This window comes from Aminobacter sp. Y103A (assembly GCF_030294925.1).
GTDB classification, from domain to species: Bacteria; Pseudomonadota; Alphaproteobacteria; order Rhizobiales; family Rhizobiaceae; genus Aminobacter; species Aminobacter ciceronei.
In genome coordinates, this window is record NZ_AP017986.1 from 396,879 (window position 1) to 417,875 (window position 20,997).

27 protein-coding genes and 1 tRNA gene are annotated in these 20,997 nt (G+C 64.8%); 7 read left to right on the forward strand and 21 right to left on the reverse strand.

Annotated features, from left to right (window positions below):
• Positions 1-18 precede the first annotated feature (18 nt).
• Positions 19-1,422: an MATE family efflux transporter gene (locus Amn_RS01845; RefSeq protein ID WP_067955203.1), complete on the reverse strand. Its 1,404-nt coding sequence runs from the start codon at positions 1,420-1,422 to the stop codon at positions 19-21.
• Positions 1,423-1,599: 177 nt separating this feature from the next.
• A complete protein-coding gene (locus Amn_RS01850) occupies positions 1,600-2,502 on the reverse strand; it encodes a LysR substrate-binding domain-containing protein (RefSeq protein WP_154385753.1) in 903 nt (300 codons plus the stop codon).
• 131 nt (positions 2,503-2,633) lie between these two features.
• Here Amn_RS01850 and Amn_RS01855 point away from each other — a divergent pair, with 131 nt between their 5' ends.
• Both Amn_RS01855 and Amn_RS01860 read left to right on the forward strand, forming a co-directional pair.
• A complete protein-coding gene (locus Amn_RS01855) occupies positions 2,634-2,813 on the forward strand; it encodes a hypothetical protein (RefSeq protein ID WP_154385754.1) in 180 nt (59 codons plus the stop codon).
• 96 nt (positions 2,814-2,909) lie between these two features.
• Positions 2,910-3,545, forward strand: coding sequence for an HAD family hydrolase (locus Amn_RS01860; protein WP_154385755.1), 636 nt, complete (start codon positions 2,910-2,912; stop codon positions 3,543-3,545).
• Between the two features lie 3 nt (positions 3,546-3,548).
• On the opposite strand, the gene Amn_RS01865 is transcribed toward Amn_RS01860, so the two are convergent.
• The 14 genes from Amn_RS01865 to Amn_RS01930 all read right to left on the reverse strand — a co-directional run bounded on the left by Amn_RS01865 (position 3,549) and on the right by Amn_RS01930 (position 13,169).
• Positions 3,549-4,307 carry a class II aldolase and adducin N-terminal domain-containing protein gene (locus Amn_RS01865; protein ID WP_154385756.1) on the reverse strand — a complete coding sequence of 253 codons (759 nt, stop codon included), beginning with the start codon at positions 4,305-4,307 and terminating at the stop codon, positions 3,549-3,551.
• Positions 4,308-4,422: 115 nt separating this feature from the next.
• Positions 4,423-5,058 (reverse strand): urease accessory protein UreG, encoded by a 636-nt coding sequence (ureG, locus tag Amn_RS01870; RefSeq protein WP_067955196.1) that lies wholly within the window; start codon positions 5,056-5,058, stop codon positions 4,423-4,425.
• Positions 5,055-5,495 carry a DUF3995 domain-containing protein gene (locus Amn_RS01875; protein WP_154385757.1) on the reverse strand — a complete coding sequence of 147 codons (441 nt, stop codon included), beginning with the start codon at positions 5,493-5,495 and terminating at the stop codon, positions 5,055-5,057. The genes ureG and Amn_RS01875 overlap by 4 nt, the downstream gene beginning before the upstream one ends.
• Complete coding sequence (locus Amn_RS01880; RefSeq protein ID WP_371746538.1) at positions 5,492-6,214, reverse strand: urease accessory protein UreF; 723 nt, start codon at positions 6,212-6,214, stop codon at positions 5,492-5,494. The genes Amn_RS01875 and Amn_RS01880 overlap by 4 nt, the downstream gene beginning before the upstream one ends.
• The gene (locus Amn_RS01885; protein WP_286294410.1) at positions 6,153-6,752 is read right to left on the reverse strand and encodes an urease accessory protein UreE; all 600 of its coding nucleotides are present in this window, start codon (positions 6,750-6,752) and stop codon (positions 6,153-6,155) included. Before Amn_RS01885 ends, Amn_RS01880 begins: the two co-directional genes overlap by 62 nt.
• A gap of 35 nt (positions 6,753-6,787) precedes the next feature.
• Positions 6,788-7,375 (reverse strand): hypothetical protein, encoded by a 588-nt coding sequence (locus Amn_RS01890; protein WP_286294411.1) that lies wholly within the window; start codon positions 7,373-7,375, stop codon positions 6,788-6,790.
• A 197-nt stretch (positions 7,376-7,572) separates the two neighbouring features.
• Positions 7,573-8,118 (reverse strand): peroxiredoxin, encoded by a 546-nt coding sequence (locus tag Amn_RS01895; protein ID WP_067955188.1) that lies wholly within the window; start codon positions 8,116-8,118, stop codon positions 7,573-7,575.
• Between the two features lie 160 nt (positions 8,119-8,278).
• Positions 8,279-9,067 (reverse strand): PhzF family phenazine biosynthesis protein, encoded by a 789-nt coding sequence (locus Amn_RS01900; protein ID WP_286294414.1) that lies wholly within the window; start codon positions 9,065-9,067, stop codon positions 8,279-8,281.
• A gap of 27 nt (positions 9,068-9,094) precedes the next feature.
• The gene (gene ureC / locus Amn_RS01905; protein WP_067955184.1) at positions 9,095-10,807 is read right to left on the reverse strand and encodes an urease subunit alpha; all 1,713 of its coding nucleotides are present in this window, start codon (positions 10,805-10,807) and stop codon (positions 9,095-9,097) included.
• Complete coding sequence (locus Amn_RS01910) at positions 10,807-11,112, reverse strand: urease subunit beta (protein WP_067955182.1); 306 nt, start codon at positions 11,110-11,112, stop codon at positions 10,807-10,809. Before Amn_RS01910 ends, ureC begins: the two co-directional genes overlap by 1 nt.
• Positions 11,113-11,116: 4 nt before the next feature.
• On the reverse strand, positions 11,117-11,707 hold the full coding sequence (locus Amn_RS01915) for a HupE/UreJ family protein (protein ID WP_286294417.1): 591 nt from the start codon (positions 11,705-11,707) through the stop codon (positions 11,117-11,119).
• A 26-nt stretch (positions 11,708-11,733) separates the two neighbouring features.
• Positions 11,734-11,988: a DUF1272 domain-containing protein gene (locus tag Amn_RS01920; protein ID WP_067955178.1), complete on the reverse strand. Its 255-nt coding sequence runs from the start codon at positions 11,986-11,988 to the stop codon at positions 11,734-11,736.
• Positions 11,989-11,995: 7 nt separating this feature from the next.
• The gene (locus Amn_RS01925; protein WP_286294419.1) at positions 11,996-12,298 is read right to left on the reverse strand and encodes an urease subunit gamma; all 303 of its coding nucleotides are present in this window, start codon (positions 12,296-12,298) and stop codon (positions 11,996-11,998) included.
• 16 nt (positions 12,299-12,314) lie between these two features.
• Positions 12,315-13,169: an urease accessory protein UreD gene (locus Amn_RS01930; RefSeq protein WP_502874745.1), complete on the reverse strand. Its 855-nt coding sequence runs from the start codon at positions 13,167-13,169 to the stop codon at positions 12,315-12,317.
• 197 nt (positions 13,170-13,366) lie between these two features.
• On the opposite strand from Amn_RS01930, the gene Amn_RS01935 reads away from it, so the two are divergent.
• The 3 genes from Amn_RS01935 to Amn_RS01945 all read left to right on the forward strand — a co-directional run bounded on the left by Amn_RS01935 (position 13,367) and on the right by Amn_RS01945 (position 15,684).
• Positions 13,367-13,621 carry an acyl carrier protein gene (locus Amn_RS01935; RefSeq protein ID WP_067955172.1) on the forward strand — a complete coding sequence of 85 codons (255 nt, stop codon included), beginning with the start codon at positions 13,367-13,369 and terminating at the stop codon, positions 13,619-13,621.
• A 1-nt stretch (position 13,622) separates the two neighbouring features.
• A complete protein-coding gene (locus Amn_RS01940; RefSeq protein ID WP_286294421.1) occupies positions 13,623-14,834 on the forward strand; it encodes a beta-ketoacyl-[acyl-carrier-protein] synthase family protein in 1,212 nt (403 codons plus the stop codon).
• A gap of 145 nt (positions 14,835-14,979) precedes the next feature.
• Positions 14,980-15,684, forward strand: coding sequence for a glutathione S-transferase N-terminal domain-containing protein (locus Amn_RS01945; protein WP_154385764.1), 705 nt, complete (start codon positions 14,980-14,982; stop codon positions 15,682-15,684).
• A 70-nt stretch (positions 15,685-15,754) separates the two neighbouring features.
• Here the strand turns inward: Amn_RS01945 and Amn_RS01950 are convergent, their stop codons facing one another.
• Together Amn_RS01950 and Amn_RS01955 are read right to left on the reverse strand one after the other, a co-directional pair.
• Positions 15,755-16,381 (reverse strand): nucleoside triphosphate hydrolase, encoded by a 627-nt coding sequence (locus Amn_RS01950; RefSeq protein ID WP_067955166.1) that lies wholly within the window; start codon positions 16,379-16,381, stop codon positions 15,755-15,757.
• 66 nt (positions 16,382-16,447) lie between these two features.
• Positions 16,448-17,539, reverse strand: coding sequence for a hypothetical protein (locus Amn_RS01955; protein WP_154385765.1), 1,092 nt, complete (start codon positions 17,537-17,539; stop codon positions 16,448-16,450).
• Positions 17,540-17,843: 304 nt separating this feature from the next.
• Here Amn_RS01955 and Amn_RS01960 point away from each other — a divergent pair, with 304 nt between their 5' ends.
• The gene (locus Amn_RS01960; RefSeq protein WP_312883648.1) at positions 17,844-18,815 is read left to right on the forward strand and encodes a serine hydrolase; all 972 of its coding nucleotides are present in this window, start codon (positions 17,844-17,846) and stop codon (positions 18,813-18,815) included.
• A 24-nt stretch (positions 18,816-18,839) separates the two neighbouring features.
• Here Amn_RS01960 and Amn_RS01965 read toward each other — a convergent pair whose 3' ends face one another.
• Positions 18,840-19,241 carry a (R)-mandelonitrile lyase gene (locus Amn_RS01965; protein WP_067955162.1) on the reverse strand — a complete coding sequence of 134 codons (402 nt, stop codon included), beginning with the start codon at positions 19,239-19,241 and terminating at the stop codon, positions 18,840-18,842.
• Between the two features lie 275 nt (positions 19,242-19,516).
• Positions 19,517-20,104 (reverse strand): IMPACT family protein, encoded by a 588-nt coding sequence (locus tag Amn_RS01970; RefSeq protein WP_067955160.1) that lies wholly within the window; start codon positions 20,102-20,104, stop codon positions 19,517-19,519.
• A 223-nt stretch (positions 20,105-20,327) separates the two neighbouring features.
• Here Amn_RS01970 and Amn_RS01975 point away from each other — a divergent pair.
• Positions 20,328-20,404 (forward strand) — tRNA-Arg (locus Amn_RS01975).
• Positions 20,405-20,442: 38 nt separating this feature from the next.
• On the opposite strand, the gene Amn_RS01980 is transcribed toward Amn_RS01975, so the two are convergent.
• The gene (locus Amn_RS01980; protein WP_067955064.1) at positions 20,443-20,919 is read right to left on the reverse strand and encodes a pyridoxamine 5'-phosphate oxidase family protein; all 477 of its coding nucleotides are present in this window, start codon (positions 20,917-20,919) and stop codon (positions 20,443-20,445) included.
• Between the last annotated feature and the right edge of the window lie 78 nt (positions 20,920-20,997).

Sequence of the window (20,997 nt, forward strand, 5' to 3'; positions counted from 1 at the left end):
GGTGCTGCGAAGCGCCCGTCAGATCACCGGCTTGTGCATCAGGCCGAGATGGTCGCGCCGGAGCCAGCGCCATAACAGCAGCACCGACACCACGGCGAGGCCGGAGAACAGGCCGATCCAAATGCCGCGGCCCTCGAAGCCGAAGTGGAAGGCAAGCAGCACGCCAAGCGGCAGGCCGATGCCCCAATAGCCGATCGCAGCGAGGATCATCGGCACCTTCGTATCCTGCAGCCCGCGCAGTTGGCCTGCCGATACCGCCTGGGCGCCGTCGACGACCTGGAACAGGGCCGCGAAGACCAGGAAGCTGACCGCGAGGCCGACCACCTGCGCGTTGGCCGGGTCGCCGACGTCGATGAAGGCCGAGATCAGCAAATGCGGCCAGAACACCATCACCAGCGCCATCAGAGCCATGAAGCCGACGCCAAGCACATAGGCCGTCCAGCCGGCACGCGTGATGCCGTCGCGGTCCCTGGCGCCGTAAGCCAGCCCGACGCGCACAGTGACGGCCTGGCCGAGACCGAGCGGGATCATGAAGGTGACCGAGCAGATCTGCAGCGCGATGGCGTGTGCTGCGAGCGAGGACGAGCTGATAAGCCCCATCAGGAATGCCGCGGCGTTGAAGATAGTCACCTCGAAGGCAAGGATGCCGGAGATCGGCAAGCCGAGTTTGAGCAGCGCCCTGAAGCGCGGCCAGTCGGCGCGCCAGAAGCGACCGAACAGGTGGTAGCGGCGGAACTTCTTCTCCATCATGACGACGGCCGCCATGCCGACGAACATCATGCCGCTGGCGATGCTGGTGGCAAGGCCGGAGCCGGCGATGCCCATCTCGGGGAAGCCCCATTTGCCGAACACCAGAAGCCAGTTGCCGAGCGCGTTGGCCGCCACCGCGATCGCCATGATGACCAGCGCCCAGCCGGGCCGCTCCAGCGCCGAGATGAACGAGCGCAGCACGATGTAGCCGAAGAACGGCAAGGCCGCCCATTGCAGGTGATGGACGTAGATACCGGCCTGCTCGGCGAGTTTGGGCTCCTGGCCCATCGCCAGAAGTATCTCCTCGGCGTACCACAACAGGGCCCAGATCGGGATCGAGATGAGCACGGCGATCCACAGGCCCTGGCGCACGGTGCGGCGGACGTCGCGCACCGAATGGCGCTTGCGGCCAAGCTCGGCCGCCATCATCGGCGAGGTCGCATACATCAGGCCGAGGCCGAAGATCAGTGGTGCGAAATAGAGGTTGGAGCCGAGTGCGCCGGCGGCCAGCGCATCGGGACCCAGCCGGCCGAGGATCATCACGTCGGTCGCCGTCATCGCCGTCTGGGCGAGATTGGTGAGGATCATCGGCCAGGCAAGCGCCAGCATGGCGCGAAGTTCGTCGCGCCAAGGAGTGGCCGGTGATTGCGCGCCGGTTGCGATCGCAGACATGGTTTTTCGTCTTTCGGTGGCGATATCGCGGCTCATTTGGCGTCGATATCGCGAGTTTTGACGACGGAATCCGCCCTTTTGGCGCGTCGTGGCGCCGTTTGTGACCGAAAGTGCCAGTTGTGGCAAGCTGTCACCAAGACCAAGGATTATGCCAGCAGAGGTGGGCAGGCTGTGCTGTCAGTCGCCTGTCGCATCCGTCGGGCAATTGAGCTCGGCCATGATCCATTCGCGGAAAGCCCGGATCTTGGGCACGTTGCGGCGTCCCTCGGGATAGACCAGCCAGTAGTCGCCGCCATGGGCAGTGAGTTCGAACGGCTGGATCAGCCGGCCCTCGGCCAGTTCCGCGGTGAACAGCGCCGTGGTCAGGACCGTCACGCCCTGGCCGGCTATGGCGGCATTGGCCTCGGCGGCCTGCGAACCCAGGCTGGTATCGGGCATCCTGTCGAGTGCGTCCGCCGGCACATTGGCCTTTGCGAACCAGTCCTTCCACCAGATGTCGGCGGGGTTGAGGATCCTGAGCTTGAGCAGGTCAGCCGGCTCCTTGATCCCGCCGATGCTTTCGGCAAGGCGCGGGCTGAGCATGGGCGAAAATTGCGAGCGCAGCAAAAAATGGGTGGCAAGCCCGGGCCATTTGCCTGAGCCGGAGCGGATGCCGATATCCATCTCCTCGCGCGAGAAATCGACGAGGTAGCTCGAGGTGTCGAGGCGGACGGCGATGTTGGGGTGGCGCAGCTGGAACGAGCCGATGCGGGGGGCCAGCCAGTTCGACGCGAAGGTGTGGACCGTCGAAATGCCGAGCGTGCCGCCGGAGCCGGCGCGCGCCACCTGATAGGCCTCGCTCAACAGCCCAAATGCCTCTGTCACCATAGGCACCATGCGGCTGCCGACCTCGGTCAGCACCACCTGGCGCGGTTTGCGCAGGAACAGCGGTGCGCCGACGCGCTCCTCGAGCAGCTTGATCTGGTAGCTGACGGCGGCCTGGGTCATGCCGAGCTCGGCCGCGGCCTTGGTGAAACTGCCCTGGCGGGCAGCGGCTTCGAACACCCTGATCGCGGTCAAAGGCGGCAGCTGAAGCGGCATTTCCCGCACTCCCATACATAAGGCCATTTAATGGGTTGTGATCGACGTTCAATTGGAAAAGTCAATCATTCCAGACCAATATCTAGGTCAAGACATCAGCAAATTTCAAGCATCTCTAAAGGATGACGATCATGGCCACGGCACAGGCAAGCCTTTTCCATTGCGAGCAGATCGGCTGGACCTCACGTCTGGCTGCAGCCTTCGGGCTGCGTTCGAGAAAACGCGTGCTGGACTTCCGTGACCTGCCGGACCACCTCCAGCGCGACGTCGGCTACATCGACGGCAAGGACCCTTGCGGCCGGCGGGTTTGAGCCTCCGCACGCGCATGTGTTCCCCGCTGTCATATCAACGGTTCATTTCCGCCGCCAAAGCTCCTATGAGCAATGGGGTGAACAGGGACCGGTCATATGACGCCGAAGGCAGTGTATTGGGACATGGACGGCACGCTGATCGACAGCGAGCCGCTGCACGAGGAATCGCTTGTTTCGGCGCTGCGCAGCGTCGGCATCGAGCCGCCGGCCGACCTGCACGCGCGTGTCGTTGGCCAGGCGGCGCGGCCGGTCTATGAGGTGCTGCGCGACCAGTTCGGCCTCGCCCTAGACTTCGACGACTGGATTGCCCTCAAATACGATCACTATCTGGGCCGCGCGCCGGACCTGCTTCCGCGCGAGGGCGCGATGGAGATTTTTCGCGATCTGAAGGCAAGGGGTGTGGTCCAGGCGATCGTCTCCAATTCAGACCGCTTAGTGGTCGAGGCCAATTTGCAGGCCGTCGGCGTGCACGAGCCGACGATGAAGACGATCAGCCGCAACGACGTGCGTCTCGGCAAGCCCGATCCCGAACCCTATCTGCGCGCTGCCTACCTCACCGGCATCGACCTGGCCGACACGGCTGTCATGGAAGACAGCGTCACCGGCGCCATGGCCGGCGTTGCCGCCGGCATGCGCACCATCTTCTGGCCGCAGGACAAGATCGATGGCCCGGCTGGCGCCTTGGTGGCGCATAGCGCTGAAGAGGTCAGGGCGCTGCTTGGGCTGGACTAGCTACTAGTTCCGGTACATCGGCTCCTGCTCGTCGAGGATCGCCTTGAGCTCGGCGAGGTGGCGCTCGGCCTGGCCGGGATAGTCTTCCTGCTCGAGCGCGGCCTTTTCGGCGATCTCGTCGGATAGCGTGCGCAGCGGCCGGCCGGTCCACAGCGCCTTGATGTAAGTTTCGCAGGCGCGCTCGAAATAATAGAGCCGGTTGAAGGTATCGGCGACGCTGTCGCCGATGACCATGACGCCGTGATTGCCCATGATCATCACCTTGATCTTGGGGTCGGCCAGCAACTGCGAGCAGCGTTCGCCTTCTTCCTCGAAGGCGAGCCCGCCATAATGGCCATCGATGACATGGCGGCGGAAGAAGATCGCGGTGTTCTGGTCGATCGGCGGCAAGGTGGAATCGGCAAGCGAGGCCAGCACGGTGGCGTGGATCGAATGGACATGCATGACGCAGCGCGCGTGCGCGCAGTTGCGATGGACCGCGCCATGCAGGCCCCATGCGGTCGGGTCGGGCGCGTTGGGGCCTGACATCGTCTGGGGGTCGTTGGCGTCGATCAACAGCAGGTCGCTCGCCTTGATGCGCGAGAAATGCACCTGGTTGGGGTTCATCAGGAACTTCGAGCCCTCGTCGTTGACGGCAAGCGAGAAATGGTTGGCCACAGCTTCGTGCATATTGAGTCGCGCCGTCCAGCGGAAGGCGCAGGCGAGGTCGACGCGCTCTTCGTAGAACGGCAGATTGGTCTGCTTGAGCTGGGTGACGGGCATTTGTTCCTCCCTCGCAATTTGCTGGCGTATCGTACCTTCGCAAGGTCGTTGCCGGCTTCGGAGCGATGCGGTGGCAGGAAGAATGCCGCGTCATGACTGGCGCGGCAACATCGGCTCATGCTGATTTCAGCTGGTCCAGCCTCAGCCCGCCATTCTCGACGATGAAGTCGATGACCGCTTCCAGCCCCTTGCCGCGCGACAGATCGGTGAAGCCGAACGGACGCTTGCCGCGCTGGCGGGCGGCGTCGCCTTCCATGACCTCGAGATTGACGTTCACATAAGGCGCAAGGTCGCTCTTGTTGATGACCAGGAAGTCGGAACGGGTGATGCCGGGGCCGCCCTTGCGCGGGATCTCTTCGCCCTGGCAGACCGAGATGACGTAAAGCGTGATGTCGGCGAGGTCGGGCGAGAAGGTCGCGGCCAGATTGTCGCCGCCGGATTCGATGAAGACGATGTCAAGGTCGGGGAATTTCCTGTTCATCTCAGCGATCGCCTGCAGATTGATCGAGGCGTCCTCGCGGATGGCCGTGTGCGGGCAGCCGCCCGTCTCCACGCCCATGATGCGCTCTTCAGGCAGCGCCTGCAGGCGGGCGAGCAGCAGTGCGTCTTCCTTGGTGTAGATGTCGTTGGTGACGACCGCGATGGAAAACTCGTCGCGCAGCGCCTTGCACAGCTTCTCGGTCAGCGTCGTCTTACCCGAGCCGACCGGGCCGCCGATGCCGATACGAAGCGGGCCGTTTTTCGAGGTCATGACTGGAATCCGTTGAAGGCGAGGATGACGAAACCCGTGCCGATGACGAGGCACAGTGGCGAATAATACTGCCTGTCGAGCCGAGCGAACGGCATCTCGGGCGAGAGCCTGCGCCATGCCGGCGTGAAGCCGGCAATGCCACGGCCGATAAACACCAGCGCGACCATCAGCGCCGACGCTGCCAGGCCAGGCTTGGGAAAGGGCGTGGCGAAGACACCGACAAGCGCCAGCGGCCACAGCGTCACCACGATGAGACAAGCGGTGACGGCGAAGCAGGCAAAGGGCGTGGGCATGGTCCTGATGCCGCGTGCCCCGACGACAGCGCGGGCGCAGGAGGCCTGGTCCGTACCGGGCCAGACGCCGCCGAGGCCCCAATAGGCGTGGATTGCGGCGATCAGATAGAGCACGAAGGCCAGGGCGAAGGCGAGAACGATCATGAGCGGAACAGTCTCGAATGTTGGGTCTCGTGGCGCATCGCCATGATGTCGGAGGTTAGGGCAGCGGACCCCAGATCGTCGAGGGTCGATACTGCCGCACGTGCGCCCACACGGAGCGCCACAGGCTCGAAGCCGGCAATGATGCTGGTTGCAGCCGTCTGGCCAATGACGCTTAGCCGGATTGCCGCCTGAAGGAGGTTGGTGGAGAAAGCCTGCAGCCAGGCGGCCAGCGCATCTTCCAGCGTTATGCCATGGGCGCCGGTGACGGCGCCGACGGCGACGCAATAGGGGCACTCGGCCGGAAGCCGCGCGACGACAGGATGCGGCCAAGCAGCGGCGGCGCTGAGGAAGGCCTCGCCCTGCAGCATCGATTCCATGTGGCGCTCGCGCGAGCCGGCCAATGCTTCGGCGAGTTCCGCCACCTCGCGCAGGTCGCCGTCGGCAGCGGCGCGGCGCCAGCTTTCTGCGAACAGCACCGCGTCGTTCCAGCCCGAGCCGATCTCGGCGAGCGCAGTCAGCCATGCTGCGAGGTCGTCGCGGCTGCCGATCAGATTATCATGTGCGGCCCGTTCGAGGCCGTGGCTGTAGGAAAATCCGCCGACCGGGAAGGTCGGCGACAGCCAGGCCATCAGCCGCAACAGCGAGGCATTGCCGCGCTCAGTCATGGTGGTGATGATGGTGGCCGCCATGGTCGTGGTGATGAGCATGGTCGTGCTCATGATCATGCTCGGGGTGGTCATGACCATGATTGTGGCTTCGTTCGTGATGATGGGCGTGACCGTGGGAATGACCATGATCATGCGCGTGGCTGTGATCGTTGCCATGGCCGGAATAGGCGCCGCGCACAGGCTCGAAGGGGGCCACGATGTCGATCACCTCGGCACCCAGACCCTCCAACATCGTCTTGATGACATGGTCGCGCAGGATGAGGATGCGATCAGCCGATATGGCAGCGGCGAGGTGGCGGTTGCCGATGTGCCAGGCGAGCTGCGTCAGCTGGACGGCGTCGCGGGCGCGGATGTCGTAGAGCTCCTCCTCGGCGGCGACGACGCCGGCCGTGCGGCCGTCTTCAAGAAGCAGCAGGTCGCCGGTTTCGAGCACGACCGGGTCGGGCAGGTCGACGAGCACGCGTTCGCCATTGGACAGCGCGATGGCACGGCGCCTGATGTGGCGCTCGTCATGGGCGAGCACGGCGACGTCGAAGGGCTGCGCGCCTGATGTGGGCTCGGCACGGATGATCTTGGTTGCGCGCAGCATGGGGCGTTGTTCCTGTGGCGGGGGCCGGCGGCGGCTCAGACGATGGTGTCGAACAGCCGCCAGATCCACGATATCTGATACAGCAAAGTCGCTGTCACGAATGCCAGATGATATCGCCTGCCCGCGGTGGCGATGGCGATGAGGCAAAGTGCCACCAGGATCGGCGTGCGGATCAGGTACTCGCCACCGAAATGGGCGAAATGCGCCTCGCCCTTGACCAGCGTGTCGATGACGTCGAGCAGATAGGTCAGCGCCAGCAGCCCGAAAAACCAGGCGCGGCGCGAATAGAAGAAATCCTCGTAGCTTTTGTAGTCCTGCATTGAGTCGGGGAAGAGCAGCGCGCACAGCAGGAACAGCGCAATCGCGTAGCCGAGGATGAACAGGTAGGTGCCGAAGGTCCAGCTGTCGATGGCGTAAAGGCCGAACTCCCACCACCAGAAATGCACCAGCGTCAGAAGCAGCGACGCCACCCAGGCGAGGTGCACCGGGTAGAGCCTGTACTGGTCGGGATGCTGGACGATGCGGGCGACGCCCGACAGGAGCCGCGCCATGCCCAGGCCGATGATCATGCCCATGACGATGCGGATATGCGGGAAGACCTCGGCCGGGACATCGGGCGTCATGGGACGCTCCTGGGATGGTCGAATGCGGGCATTGTCGGTTCCGGGAAAGTTTTCACGGCGAGGGTTGGAGGGAGCATCGTGCGCCGAATCAGCTGTCCAGCCAATAGACGTTGCCGTGAGCACGCCGTGTGCGAGACACAAAAAAGCCCCGGCGCGCTTTCGCGGCCGGGGTTTGTCTCAAGCGAGGACGGCGAAGCTTATGCGGCTTCGGCGACGTCGTCGTTCTTCAGCGCTTCAAGAATGTTCTGCGGCGAGGAGACGCCATAGGGGTCGCTGTCGCAATTGTCGGCGAAGCCTTCTTCCTCGAACCACTTTTCGATGCGGCCGTTGTTGATGACGGCGGCGTAGCGCCAGGAGCGCATGCCGAAGCCGACATTGTCCTTGGCGACCAGCATGCCCATCTTGCGGGTGAACTCGCCCGAGCCATCGGGGATCAGCTTGACCTTGTCGAGGTTCTGCGACTTGCCCCAGGCGTTCATGACGAAGGCGTCGTTGACCGAGACGCAGTAGATCTCGTCGATGCCTTCGGCCTGGAATTCGCCATGCAGCTTCTCGAAGTCGGGCAACTGGTAGGTCGAGCAGGTCGGCGTGAAGGCGCCCGGCAGCGAGAACAGCACGACGCGCTTGCCGCCGAAATAGTCGGCCGAGGACTTGTCTTCCCAACGGAAGGGGTTCGGGCCGCCGACGGCCTCGTCGCGCACGCGCGTGCGGAAGGTGACAGCCGGAACTTTCTTGCCGATCATTTGAAACTCCATTTCCAAGATAGCGGGACCCCCGATCTTGGGCTCGGGGAATCCTGCCGAATTTTTAGCTAGCGCGGGCTCAATACCAATTGGCCGGAGGCGGTTCCAGCGCAACCGACGTGGCATCAGGTCGCGGGCGATTCCCCGGCGGCAGACACGGTCAGGGAAGGTGGATCGTGGCGTCCATATAGATCACCGCCTGGCCGATCAGATAGACCCGGTCGGCCGCGACTTCGCAGCCGAGCACACCGCCGCGGGCCGACAGCTGGCGTGCTGAAAGGCTCGTTTTGCCGAGTTTTGCAGCCCAGTAGGGAGCAAGCGTGGCATGCGTCGAGCCGGTAACCGGATCCTCCGGAATGCCGGCGCCGGGGGCGAAGTAGCGCGAGACGAAGTCGCAATCATTGCCGCGCGCTGTGATGCACAGGCCGAACGATCCGAGTTCGGCGATGCGCGGCAGGTCGGGCCGGTAGGCAAGCAGCGCAGCCTCGGAGGCCAGCTCGACGAAGTAGTTCTCGCGGTTGCGGAACAACTGCACCCAGCGGTCATCGCGCAGGCCGTTGACCAGCGCATCGCCTGATATGGCGAAGTCGGGGTCGAAGCGCGGGATGTCCATGCGATAGCCGTCGCCCTGCGGTGTGACGAGAAGATCGCCGACCTCGCGGGTGGAGAAACGCATGGTGCGCTCGACACCCTTGCGCAAATGCAGCGCGCAGGCCGAGGCCAGCGTGGCGTGACCGCAGAACGGCACCTCGTCGGTGGGCGTGAACCAGCGGATGTCCCAGCCATCGTGGCTTGGCTTGAGGAACGCCGTCTCGGCGAGGTTGTTCTCCAGGGCGATGCCCTGGAGCACCTGGTCGGGCAGCCAGTCCGCGAGGAACACGACGGCAGCCGAATTGCCCGAAAAAACGTTGTCGGTGAAGGCGTCCACCTGGATCATTTCGAGCTTCATCGCGGCCTCCTCATCGCAAGCCTGAAGCTAGAACAGGAAGTAGCGCTGCGCCATGGGCAGCACCGTCGCCGGCTCGCATGTGAGTAGCTCGCCGTCGGCACGGACCTCATAGGTTTCGGGGTCGACGTCGATTTCAGGCATGGCATCATTGAGGATCATCGAGCGCTTGCCGATGCCGCCGCGGGTGTTTTCGACCGCCACCATCTCTTTTGCCACGCCGATGCGGTCGCGCAGGCCGCCCTCCAGCCCGGCCTTCGAGACGAAGGTGATCGAGCTGTGGGTCAGCGCCTTGCCATAGGCGCCGAACATCGGCCTGAAATGGCTCGGCTGCGGCGTCGGGATCGAGCCGTTGGGATCGCCCATCGGCGCGGTGGCGATCCAGCCGCCGAGCAGGACCATATCGGGCTTCACGCCGAAGAAGGCCGGATTCCACAACACCAGGTCGGCGCGCTTGCCGACCTCGATCGAGCCGATCTCGCGCGACATGCCATGCGCGATCGCCGGATTGATGGTGTATTTGGCGATGTAGCGGCGGGCACGGAAATTGTCGTTGTTGCCTTTTTCCCCGGGCAGCGATCCGCGCTGGCGCTTCATCTTGTCGGCGGTCTGCCAGGTCCGGATGATCATCTCGCCGACGCGGCCCATGGCCTGGCTGTCGGATGAGATCACCGAAAACGCACCGAGGTCGTGCAGGATGTCTTCCGCCGCGATGGTCTCCTTGCGGATGCGGCTTTCGGCGAAGGCGATGTCTTCGGGGATCGACGGCGACAAATGATGGCAGACCATCAGCATGTCGAGATGCTCTGATATGGTGTTGACCGTGTAGGGTCGCGTCGGGTTGGTCGAGGCCGGGATGACGTTCGGGTACTGGCAGACCTTGATGATGTCAGGCGCGTGGCCGCCGCCGGCACCTTCGGTGTGGAAAGAGTGGATGGTGCGGCCCTTGAAGGCGCCGACGGTGTCCTCGACGAAACCGCCTTCGTTGAGCGTGTCGGTGTGGATCGTCACCTGGACGTCATGGGCGTCGGCGACCGACAGGCAGGTGTCGATGGCCGCCGGCGTCGTGCCCCAGTCTTCGTGCAGCTTGAGCCCGCAGGCGCCGGCCAGCACCATCTCCTCCAGCGCGCCCGGCAGCGAGGCGTTGCCCTTGCCGAAGACACCGATGTTCATCGGCAGGCCGTCGAAGGCCTGGATGATGCGGGCGATGTTCCATGGTCCCGGCGAACAGGTAGTGGCGAGCGTGCCATGCGCCGGGCCGGTGCCGCCGCCGACCATGCAGGTGACGCCGGAGTTCAGTGCTTCGTCGACCTGCTGCGGCGAGATGAAATGGATGTGGGTGTCGATGCCGCCGGCGGTCAGGATCTTGCCTTCGCCGGCAATGACCTCGGTGCCCGGTCCGATGATGATGGTGACGCCGGGCTGGGTGTCTGGGTTGCCTGATTTGCCGATGGCGGCGATGCGCCCGTCCCTGAGGCCGACATCGGCCTTGTAGATGCCGGTGTGGTCGAGGATCACGGCATTGGTGATGACGCAGTCGACGGCACCCTGGGCGCGGCTCAGCTGGCTCTGGCCCATGCCGTCGCGGATGACCTTGCCGCCGCCGAACTTCACTTCCTCGCCATAACATGTGAAGTCGTTCTCGACCTCGATGAACAGCTCGGTGTCGGCGAGCCGGACCTTGTCGCCGACGGTAGGGCCGAACATCTTGGCATAGGAGGCGCGGGAGATTTGTGCCGGCATCAGAGTTTACCCATCACCTTCTTCTGGAAACCATAGACCTCGCGCTTGCCGCCATAGGGCACCAGCGTGACGTCGCGCTCCTGGCCGGGCTCGAAGCGCACGGCGGTGCCGGCGGCGATGTCGAGCCGCATGCCGCGTGCCTGTTCACGGTCGAATTTCAGGCCGCCATTGGTCTCGTAGAAATGAAAGTGGCTGCCGACCTGGATCGGCCGGTCGCCCGTATTGGCGACCTTGAGCGTTACCGTCGGCTGGCCCTTGTTGAGCTCGATCGAACCTTCGGCCGTAATGATTTCACCGGGGATCATGCTCTTATGCTCCTAGCGCCAGCCAGAGGCCGCCGAGGGCCGTGGCAGCGCCGGCGATGCGGGTGACGAGGCGGCCGGTGTCGCCGCCGAAGGCGCCGCCGATGCCGAGGCCGAGACCAACGCCGGTGGCATGCAGCAGTGCCGTCGACAGCGCAAAGCCGATGCCGAAGCTCAGCGCGCCGGCCGAGCCGAGTTCGCCGCCATGGGCGTGGCCGTGGAAGAAGGCGAAGACGCCGACCACCAACATGCCGGCCCATGTCGGCACCTTGAGCGCGATCGCGGCAAGCAGGCCGATCACCACGACGGATGCGAGGATGACCGGTTCGACGAAGGGCAGGGGCGCTCCGGCGATGGCAGCCGCGAAGCCAACGGCCATGGTGGCGACGAACGCCGCGGGCACCAGCCACAGGGCGCGGCCGCCGAGCAGGGCAGCCCACAGGCCGACGGCCACCATGGCGAGGATGTGGTCCATGCCGAACAGCGGATGCGACACGCCGGCGAGCAGCGAGCCGTGCTCATCCGGATTGAGGTGGGCGAAGGCGGGTGCGACCGACAAAGACATCAAGGAGAGGGCGACAGCGAGACGCTTGAGCATCGTTGATAACCTTTCGTTCAGGGCAATCAGGCGGCGGATTTCGACGCGCAGCCTTCGGCTTTCAGCACGCGCCTGGTCGAAGCAGGATATTTCGCAAGCATGGCCGCGGGCCGGATCGGCCGAGCCGAAAAGTTGCCGCCGCAATTGGGGCAGCTGCCCGAGAGCACACCTTCCGCGCAGTCGCTGCAGAAGGTGCATTCGAAGGTGCAGATGACGGCGTTCTTCGCCTCGGGTGGCAGGTCGCGGTCGCAGCATTCGCAATTGGGACGCAGTTCGAGCATGGCGGCCTCAGCGGATCGGTTCGTGGACTGTGACGAGCTTGGTGCCGTCGGGAAACGTGGCTTCGACCTGGACGTCGTGGATCATCTCGGCGATGCCGTCCATGACCTGGGCGCGGGTGACGACATGGGCGCCGGCCTCCATCAGTTCGGCGACGGAGCGGCCGTCGCGGGCGCCCTCGACGATGAAGTCGGAGATCAGCGCCACCGCTTCGGGATGGTTGAGCTTGACCCCGCGCTCGAGACGCTTGCGCGCCACCATGGCCGCCATGGCGATCAGTAGCTTGTCCTTTTCCCTTGGCGTCAGGTTCATTCGCGCACCGAAATTTCTAGAGTGACCACAATCTGGGCAGGCCTGCCTGTCCATTGAGCAGGGCGACCAGCGGTATCAGTCGCTTCCGTAACGTGTAGCCGTCCCCGGCGTGAAGCCTCGCAAGAAGCTTGCCAGTTTGCCCCACCGTCCAGAAGCTGGCGCCGCCATCGTCGCCGACGATCTGCCGTGCCGGTTCGAGCAACTGTTCGCCACGATCGGCAACGAGCAGCAACGTTGCGACGGCAATGCGTCCGTCGCCCGATGCCGGGCGGTCGAGCGTTCCTCCGATGTCGGGACCGACGAAGAAATCTTCGGCATGGATGAGCCGGCCCTCGCGCCTGATGCGCCAGCGGTCGCGGAAGGTACCGGTTTCGACGCGTTCGCCCATGGCGGAGCGACCGAACACCGTCGCTTCGACGACCAGCGCCTCGGCACCCGCCGCGAGATCTGCGTCCAGCGTGCGCGAAAAGGCAGCGCGATCATAGCTGATCGTTTCCTGCGGCAGCCAGCCGAGATAGCCGCCGGCGCCGACCGACAGGCGAACATCGATCTCGGCGCGACCCGCGAGCGCACGATAGACCTTTTCGCAGGCTTGGGTTGTGACGACGGCACGAGCGTCCGCGCCGACGGACACCTCCCAGCCAAGCCTGTCGCCGCCGGTCAGGCCGCCGGCCATGTTGATCAGCACCGCTTCGAGCGGATCGGCTGCGGTCTCGGGCAGCCTGATCTTGGCGGCGCCGTCCTGGTAGAGGCGGGCGAGGCGGCTGCGGCTGGCCCGGCGCTCAACCTCGATACGGGCTCGAGCCTTCACGCGCTGCGTCGATATTGCCGCTGCGTCAGCCTGGGCGGACAGTGATGTGCCTGATGTCATGATGCCCGGAGGGTAGCTGCAATGGCGGATTTGTCGATATACAAGCTTGTTGCCTCCTCGCGTTTCGCTTTCTATACAGGGACGCCTTTTTGGCTCAATTCGGGGGCGGTATCGTCTGATAAGGTCTGGTTCGCGCCCGGCGCAGGAGCTGCGCGGCGCGGACATGACAAGTTAGAGAGTTCTGGGGAAGGGTATTTATGGCCGACCAGTTGGCAACGGACATCATCGCCAAGATCAAGGCGCATGCCGAGGAAGGTGGCGAAGAGATCACGCTCGGCACCGAGCTGACGGCGCTTGGCATCCATTCGCTCGAGCTTACCGAGATCATCTTCGACCTTGAGGAAGAATACGACATCGAGATCGAGATGAACACCGTCGACGCCTGGAGCAACCTCAAGAATGTCGGCGACATGGTCGAAGCCGTTCGCGCCCTGATTGCAAAATCTGCCTGAGATGAAGCGTCCCCGCATCGTCATCACCGGTATCGGCGGGCTGTGCGGGCTCGGCACCGATGCACCCGCCATCTGGGATGCCATGCGCGCCGGCCGTTCGGCCATCGGGCCGCTGACCAATGGCGAGCTGCATGAGCTCAAGATCCGCATCGGCGCGGAGATCAAGCAGCTGCCCGAGCACGGCATCGACCGCAAGCAGCTCGTTTCCATGGACCGCTTCAGCCTTCTGGCCGTGATCGCGGCCAAGGAAGCGTTGCGCCAGTCCGGCCTGGTCGTCGACGACAGCAACACCCATCGTGTCGGCACCATCGTCGGCGTCGGCGTCTGCGGCTGGGAAGCGATCGAGGAAAACTACCGCGCCATCCTACTCGAAGGCAGGACCCGCGCCGCCATCTTCACCGTGCCGAAGGTCATGCCGGGTGCCGCCGCCGGCCAGGTCAGCATGAACCTTGGCCTGCGCGGGCCGGTGTTCGGCGTCACCTCCGCTTGCTCGTCGTCCAACCACGCATTCGCAACCGCAATGGACCAGCTGTTGCTCGGCCGCGCTGACGCGATCGTCGCCGGCGGTACCGATGCGCCGCTGGTGTGGGGCGTGATCAAGGGCTGGGAAGCGCTGCGCGTCGTTGCACCCGACACGTGCCGTCCGTTCTCCGCCGACCGGCAAGGGCTGGTTCTCGGCGAGGGTGCGGGCATGGTCGTGCTCGAAAACTATGACCACGCCGTTGCCCGCGGCGCGACGATCCTGGCCGAACTGGCGGGAGCCGGCATGTCCGGCGACGCTTCCGACATCGTGGCGCCGACAGTCGAAGGCCCGACGTCGGCGATGCGCGCCTGCCTGGCGGATGCCGGACTGGCTCCCGAGGACGTCGACTACGTCAACGCCCATGGCACCGGCACCAAGGCCAACGACCAGATCGAAACGGCGGCCATCCGCCGTGTCTTCGGCGCCCATGCCGACAAGCTTTCGGTGTCGTCGACAAAGTCGATGCATGCCCATTGCCTCGGCGCCTCTGGCGCGCTCGAGATGATTGCCTGCGTCAACGCCGTGCGCGAAGGCATCGTGCCGCCGACCGCGAACTATCGCGAGGCGGACGCCGATTGCGATCTCGACGTGACGCCGAACGTGGCGAAGAAGCGCGACGTGCGTGTGGCGATCAGCAACGGCTTCGCCTTTGGCGGCACCAACGCCGTCGTTGCGGTCAAGGCTGTCTGATCGGGCCGTCTTCGGCGTCATCTGTCATCTCGATAAATCAGGCGCGCTGCATATTGATGCGGCGCGTCGGTATGACTACCTCTTGGCAGCCCCCACCATTCTGGCCAGCGCGCTTCACGCCGGCCCACCCCACGAGGAACCGTCGATGAGCGATCTCACTCCATTTCCGATTGCTGCCCGCTGGCCGGCACAGCACCCCGACCGCATCCAGCTCTATTCCTTCCCGACGCCGAACGGCGTGAAGGTATCGATCGCACTCGAAGAGCTCGACCTGCCCTACGAGGCGCACGCCATCAATATCGGCAAGAACGAGAGCTGGACGCCCGAGTTCCTGTCGCTCAACCCGAACGGCAAGATCCCGGCGATCCTCGATCCCAACGGCCCCGGCGGCAAGCCGCTGGCGCTGTTCGAGTCGGGCGCGATCCTGCTCTATCTTGCCGAGAAGACCGGCCGCCTGATCCCCGCCGACCGCGCCCGCCATTACGAGACCATCCAGTGGGTGTTCTTCCAGATGGCGTCTGTCGGCCCGATGTTCGGCCAGCTCGGCTTCTTCCACAAATTTGCCGGCCGCGAGATCGCGGACAAGCGCCCGCTCGAGCGCTATCGCGACGAGTCGCGCCGCCTGCTCGGCGTGCTCGACAAGCGGCTCGAAGGCCGCAAGTGGATCATGGACGACGACTACACCATCGCCGACATTTCGATGCTCGGCTGGGTGCGCAACCTGATCGGCTTCTACGACGCCGGTGACCTTGTCGGCTTCAAGAGCTTCGAGAATGTCGGGGCATGGCTGGAGCGGGGCCTGGCCCGCCCGGCGGTGCAGGCAGGCCTGAACATTCCAGCACGCGGCTAGTCAGCCCGAAGATCGAAAGAAAGCGCCGCGCGTCCTCGTGACACGCGGCGCTTCTGATGACTGCGGACCGTCAAAGCGGCCCGGTACGTCCGATCACCAGGTCGGCTTCGCGCCTGGCGGCGAGCACCCGGTCGATGTTGGGCATGTCGTTGCTGTCGATCCAGTTACGCGCATCGGCGTCCGAGCGGCCATGCTCGCGCCAGCGCTCGACCAGCCGCCGCTCCAGCTCCTCGCGTGGCACGTCGACGAAGATGGTAAAATCGAACAATTGGTGCAGCCGCTGCCACGGCTCTTCGTCGAGCAGCAGATAGTTGCCCTCGACGAGAATGAACTTGACGTCGGCCGAGACGATCTCGGCTGCCGCCCGCGACAGCTCGATGCTGCGATCGAATACCGGGATGGCGATGTCGGGTTCGGCGGCGCGCAGGCGCTTGAGCAGCACTTCGAAGCCGGCGAAATCGAAGGTTTCGGGCGCGCCCTTGCGCTCGCTCAGGCCACGACTGGCCAGCACCGCGTCGTCGAAGTGAAAGCCGTCCATCGCCACCACTGCGGCCGAGCCTTCGGGCAGCACGTCGCGCAGCGCCGCCGACAGCGTCGACTTACCCGATCCGGGCGGGCCGGCGATGCCGATCACGAAGCGCTCGGCATGGTGGGCGCGCTTGAACAGGGTTGCGGCGATGTGGGCGATTTCGGACATGGATCTCCCCAATGGTTTCGATGACATTCTGCCGCCGCACCCGTCAAAAATGAGGCGGCGGCTGCGTCACTTCAAGATCGGCTGGCCGATCCGCAGAAAGGTTTCGTCGAACGGTGCTTCGCGCCGGCTGCCATCGGCGAAGGTCAGGCGCAGACGGCCCGGCAGGGCTTCGACCTGCAACGGCGCTTCGCCGCCATCCCAAGGCATGGCACCGACAATCTGGCGGAAGGCGACGCGACTGCCGAGTGCGAAGGCCGTCTCTATGCCTTCCTGCTTCAGCCAGTTATCGCCGAGGGATGCGGCATGGCCGATCGCCGATCGCCCGTCCTCGATGCCGAGCACGCCGTGCCGGCCGTTCCACGGCGCGTAGTAGCGGCCGCCATTGCTGATCCACAGCATGGTGACGGGCAGTTCGGCCGGGTTCTTCAGCACCAGCACGACGTCGGCCTCAGCCGTGCGCGCCACTGCCGTCCAGCCCATGCCGCCATGATCGGCCTCGACGAGGGTGACGAAATCCTCGTGCCGGCGCGTCGCACTGTAGCAGGTGAGGTCGGTTTGGCTGCCATCCGCTGTCGGGAAGCGGGTGAGGTTGGCGCTGCGGGCGGGATAGGCGAGCAGATGGGCGCCGCGCGCCGGGTCGGGCTCGGTCACATCGGGCGGTGTCGCTGCCAGCCGCTTCGGCGAAAAGGCGAGGCGGCCGCCAGCGGCCATCTCGGTGATCGGATGGTGGGCGACCGATATGGAACCCGCACCGCCGGTGAACGAATGCTCCTGGTAGAGGAACGGGTGGTCGTCGCGCAGGATGAGCGTCTTGTCGACGGTGGCGCCCATCACCTTGTGCCGCAGCCGGAAGCTGACGCGGCGTCCGCCTGATATGGTTTCGTCGGCGAGCAAATCCCATGCGCTGTTGGCCGGCCAGCCATGCAGCGGTGCCGCTTCCACGTCGCTGCGCGAAAACGGCGCGCACAGGAAATCACCCGACAGCCTGGCGACGCCTTCGGGCAGGCCTTCAGGCAAGTCGTCGTGGTCGATCCAGGGCGCGCGGTGCAGCGGCTTCAGCGTGCGTCCGCCGCTTGTGATGGCGAAATCGGCGATGTGGCCAACGGCAAGGTCGAGCGCGGCTGATATGCCCTCGGCCTGGAAACCATGCTCACTCATGCCAAATCACCTCGCTATGTCAGCCAACAGAGCCGATTTGGCATCCTTCGCGCAAGCCGGCGGGTGTAACCAATATTCAACACCACCGGCGCAACATGCATCTGCTGCGCCAGGCGAAATGGACGGAATGGCGTGCGTTCTGTAATTTTCGGCTGTCGTTGCCGGCCGGCATGTGACAAATCCCAATCTTGGGCCCAATTTTGGCGATCACCGACAGGTTCTTTTCTTGTTAGCCCAGACCCACTCTTTCTTGCCGCCTTTAAGACTTCCCCGGTCTCTGTGGTCTGGGCTGTGGCGCACTATCGTGGCGCTGCTTGCCGTGATCACGCTTGTCACCGGCTGCGCCACTTCGGAGACGCTGAATGTCGCGCCGCAAGCCGCTGCGCCCGACAAGTTTGCGGCCATCGTCGTCGACGCCTCCAACGGGCGCACGCTATACCAGGCCTATGCGACGGCGCCGCGTTATCCCGCTTCGCTGACCAAAATGATGACGCTGTATCTGACCTTCGAAGCGATGCAGCAGGGTCGCGTCGCCAAGACGACGTTCATTCCGGTGTCGGAGAATGCGCGCTCGCAGCCGCCGTCCAAGCTCGGCTTCAAGCGTGGCGAGCAGATCGAGCTCGATGCGGCAATCCGGGCGCTGGCGACCAAGTCGGCCAATGACGTTGCCGTGGCCGTCGGTGAATATCTCGGCGGTTCGGAAGAAGGTTTTGCCCGACAGATGACGGCGAAGGCGCGTCAGCTTGGCATGACCAGTACCGTCTTCCGCAACGCCTCGGGCCTGCCCGATGCGCAGCAGCGGACGACGGCGCGCGACATGGCCGTGCTCGGCATGGCGCTGCGCAAGCACTTCCCGCAACATTATTACTACTTTTCGGCCACCGACTTCAATTTCCGCGGCAAGCGTATCCGCGGCCACAACGACCTGCTCGGCCGGGTCAACGGCGTCGACGGCATCAAGACCGGCTACATCAGGGCCTCCGGCTTCAACATTGTCACCTCCGTGCAGGCCGACGGCCGCAAGCTGGTGATCGTCGTCATGGGTGGCGACACGGCGCGCAAGCGCAACGCCCAGGTCGAGGAGATGATCGTGCGCTACATGCCGCAGGCTGCCGGCGGCAGCCTGGCGTCGCAGATGTTCACCCCGGCGCCGGCGGCTACCGCATTGGCAGCACCCTTGCCGGCACCCGCTGCCCCCGGCATGCCTATGCCGGTCGACACGTCAACGACCATCCAGCAGGGCGACGCGCCCGTGCCGATGGGCGAAATCCAGTAGCCAGACGGGTTGGTGCCGCGCGGCTCAGGCCGGCGCGGTGTACTGATCGTCAGTGACGTGCTCGAGCCAGTCGACGGCACGGCCGTCGAGTGCCTCCTGCAGCGCGATGTGGGTCATGGCCGTTGCCGCGGAGGCACCGTGCCAGTGCTTTTCGCCGGGCGCGAACCATACCACGTCGCCGGTTCTGATCTCCTCGACCTTGCCGCCCCAGACCTGGGCCCAGCCGAGGCCTGAGGTTATGACCAGCGTCTGGCCGAGCGGATGGGTGTGCCAGGCCGTGCGCGCGCCCGGCTCGAAGGTGACGGTGACGGCGCGCAGCCGCGCCGGCGCCGGCGCCTCGATGACCGGATCCTGGCGCACCGCGCCGGTGAAATAGTCGGGCGAGGGCGTCGCCGAAGGCCGCGAACCGCTGCGTTTAATGTCCATCTTTTTGTCTCCTGTGGTCTTGCCTGCCCGGTCTCTTCGGAGCGCGGAGCCTCATTTCCGTTGCTACGCTATTCCGGACGGAAAACCACTGCACGCTTTTCCTGGAGTATTGTTCCAGCAAGCATTGCGGACGGGATTACTCACGCATTTTGCGGACGGGAATGCCGCGTTGATGGACGTCGCCACGCATGTCTCCGACAAGGTCAGGCAGCAGTCGCACCGTTTGGCCGCGGCAGTCGGCCCGGCCCCAGACCGATCGAAGCATCGAAGCGGCCTCAGTCCGGTAGGGCGACGATCGCCCGCCCGCTGGTCAGGTCGGCGATCTTCCGCACGATCGTTTCGACGTCGGCCTCGGGCAGCGCCACCTTCAATTCGGCACCGGTCGCGGTGAAGGTCTCGGCAACGATGCGCACGCCCGACTGGGCCGCGAGCCTTGCCTGGACGATCGCCAGATCGGCGAAGCCGCAGGTGATTTTCGCTTCGACCGAGATGACGATCTCGGTCTTGGCGGCCGCCCGCAGGCAGGCGGCCGCAGTGCCGCCATAGGCTCGCACCAGCCCGCCGCTACCCAACAGGATGCCGCCGAACCAGCGCGTGACGACGACGGCGACATTGTCGAGGTGCTGGCCGTCGAGCGCCGCAAGGATCGGTTTGCCGGCCGTGCCGCTCGGCTCGCCATCATCGCTGAAGCGATAGCTCTGGCCGATGCGCCAGGCCCAGCAATTGTGGTTGGCCCCGGCATCGGAATGGGCAGCAACAAACGCCTTCGCCGCCACCTCGTCCGCCACCGGCCCAGCAGCAGCCAGGAAGCGGCTCTTCTTGATGTCCTGGGCGAAGGTTTCGGGTTGAGCGAGCGTGAACATGTCTGGTGGCGTTAGACAACGCCGGGCGGGTGGCCGTCAATTGCGCCGTGCGAGCGGAAGGGCGCGTTAGGCTGTCCGAAGGCGGAGGCAGTGGTGATGCTGCGATTTGCAGGTGCCGGGCATAGCGATTTGCCACTACCCCCCGTTGCCGCCCGCCGCGGCATCGGTTATGAACGCGCGTCGTCCGGTGCGCCGGGCGTGGTTCGCGGCCTGCCGCGGACGAGCACCCGTAGCTCAGCTGGATAGAGCGCTGCCCTCCGAAGGCAGAGGTCACAGGTTCGAATCCTGTCGGGTGCGCCAGCTTATTTCAACCACGTCCGAGCTCGCTCGCCTTTTGGCTAAAGGGGCACTTTCGCCACGCTGTCCTTGTAGTCCTGCTTGGGGTCGCCCAGGCCCAGGAACATCTTGACGCCGGCAACGAGGCTGGAAGCGTCGAGCCAGATCTGGGCGTCCGCCGGTTCGAACCGCAGCAGCCTGAGCTTCGGATCATCCTTGCCCTTCTCGAACCACGCGGCGACGAAGCGGTTCCACAACCGATCGATCGTGCTACGGTCGCCGTCGATCCTGAGGGTGCCATGGACGGTGGCAAACAGGTCATGTTTCTTGGCCGCGTAGACCAGCGTTGCTTTTCTGGCGCGCGCTAGCTTGCCTGCAAGCTCCGTGTCGCTTGCCGTGAAGAAGTAGATGGTCTTACGTTCGCCATCGAACTGCGCGGTCATCGGGCGCGGGTCGAAGCCTGAGACGCTTACCATCACGGTCATGTCTGAACGTATCGACTTCCAGAACTTCGCTTCGAACTCTCGCTTGTCGGCCATTGTGAATCTCCTTGAAGGAGGTTCAACCCCTGGCGTCTCGGGAGGTTCCATCTGAGGGGCGGCGAAGGGAGTTCCCGA

What these genes read in the sequence shown, in the direction of transcription:
- Amn_RS01885 (WP_286294410.1), bottom strand. Translation starts at nt 6,752, where the DNA reads ATGCTGCGCGCAACCAAGATCATCCGTGCCGAGCCCACATCAGGCGCG.
- Amn_RS01860 (WP_154385755.1), top strand. Translation starts at nt 2,910, where the DNA reads ATGACGCCGAAGGCAGTGTATTGGGACATGGACGGCACGCTGATCGAC.
- ureC (WP_067955184.1), bottom strand. Translation starts at nt 10,807, where the DNA reads ATGCCGGCACAAATCTCCCGCGCCTCCTATGCCAAGATGTTCGGCCCT.
- Amn_RS01950 (WP_067955166.1), bottom strand. Translation starts at nt 16,381, where the DNA reads ATGTCCGAAATCGCCCACATCGCCGCAACCCTGTTCAAGCGCGCCCAC.
- Amn_RS01935 (WP_067955172.1), top strand. Translation starts at nt 13,367, where the DNA reads ATGGCCGACCAGTTGGCAACGGACATCATCGCCAAGATCAAGGCGCAT.
- Amn_RS01920 (WP_067955178.1), bottom strand. Translation starts at nt 11,988, where the DNA reads ATGCTCGAACTGCGTCCCAATTGCGAATGCTGCGACCGCGACCTGCCA.
- Amn_RS01850 (WP_154385753.1), bottom strand. Translation starts at nt 2,502, where the DNA reads ATGCCGCTTCAGCTGCCGCCTTTGACCGCGATCAGGGTGTTCGAAGCC.
- Amn_RS01875 (WP_154385757.1), bottom strand. Translation starts at nt 5,495, where the DNA reads ATGATCGTTCTCGCCTTCGCCCTGGCCTTCGTGCTCTATCTGATCGCC.
- Amn_RS01900 (WP_286294414.1), bottom strand. Translation starts at nt 9,067, where the DNA reads ATGAAGCTCGAAATGATCCAGGTGGACGCCTTCACCGACAACGTTTTT.
- Amn_RS01945 (WP_154385764.1), top strand. Translation starts at nt 14,980, where the DNA reads ATGAGCGATCTCACTCCATTTCCGATTGCTGCCCGCTGGCCGGCACAG.
- Amn_RS01895 (WP_067955188.1), bottom strand. Translation starts at nt 8,118, where the DNA reads ATGATCGGCAAGAAAGTTCCGGCTGTCACCTTCCGCACGCGCGTGCGC.
- Amn_RS01925 (WP_286294419.1), bottom strand. Translation starts at nt 12,298, where the DNA reads ATGAACCTGACGCCAAGGGAAAAGGACAAGCTACTGATCGCCATGGCG.
- Amn_RS01915 (WP_286294417.1), bottom strand. Translation starts at nt 11,707, where the DNA reads ATGCTCAAGCGTCTCGCTGTCGCCCTCTCCTTGATGTCTTTGTCGGTC.
- Amn_RS01845 (WP_067955203.1), bottom strand. Translation starts at nt 1,422, where the DNA reads ATGTCTGCGATCGCAACCGGCGCGCAATCACCGGCCACTCCTTGGCGC.
- Amn_RS01880 (WP_371746538.1), bottom strand. Translation starts at nt 6,214, where the DNA reads ATGAGCACGACCATGCTCATCACCACGACCATGGCGGCCACCATCATC.
- Amn_RS01965 (WP_067955162.1), bottom strand. Translation starts at nt 19,241, where the DNA reads ATGGACATTAAACGCAGCGGTTCGCGGCCTTCGGCGACGCCCTCGCCC.
- Amn_RS01930 (WP_502874745.1), bottom strand. Translation starts at nt 13,169, where the DNA reads ATGACATCAGGCACATCACTGTCCGCCCAGGCTGACGCAGCGGCAATA.
- Amn_RS01955 (WP_154385765.1), bottom strand. Translation starts at nt 17,539, where the DNA reads ATGAGTGAGCATGGTTTCCAGGCCGAGGGCATATCAGCCGCGCTCGAC.
- Amn_RS01980 (WP_067955064.1), bottom strand. Translation starts at nt 20,919, where the DNA reads ATGGCCGACAAGCGAGAGTTCGAAGCGAAGTTCTGGAAGTCGATACGT.
- Amn_RS01855 (WP_154385754.1), top strand. Translation starts at nt 2,634, where the DNA reads ATGGCCACGGCACAGGCAAGCCTTTTCCATTGCGAGCAGATCGGCTGG.
- Amn_RS01865 (WP_154385756.1), bottom strand. Translation starts at nt 4,307, where the DNA reads ATGCCCGTCACCCAGCTCAAGCAGACCAATCTGCCGTTCTACGAAGAG.
- Amn_RS01910 (WP_067955182.1), bottom strand. Translation starts at nt 11,112, where the DNA reads ATGATCCCCGGTGAAATCATTACGGCCGAAGGTTCGATCGAGCTCAAC.
- Amn_RS01940 (WP_286294421.1), top strand. Translation starts at nt 13,623, where the DNA reads ATGAAGCGTCCCCGCATCGTCATCACCGGTATCGGCGGGCTGTGCGGG.
- Amn_RS01970 (WP_067955160.1), bottom strand. Translation starts at nt 20,104, where the DNA reads ATGTTCACGCTCGCTCAACCCGAAACCTTCGCCCAGGACATCAAGAAG.
- ureG (WP_067955196.1), bottom strand. Translation starts at nt 5,058, where the DNA reads ATGACCTCGAAAAACGGCCCGCTTCGTATCGGCATCGGCGGCCCGGTC.
- Amn_RS01890 (WP_286294411.1), bottom strand. Translation starts at nt 7,375, where the DNA reads ATGACGCCCGATGTCCCGGCCGAGGTCTTCCCGCATATCCGCATCGTC.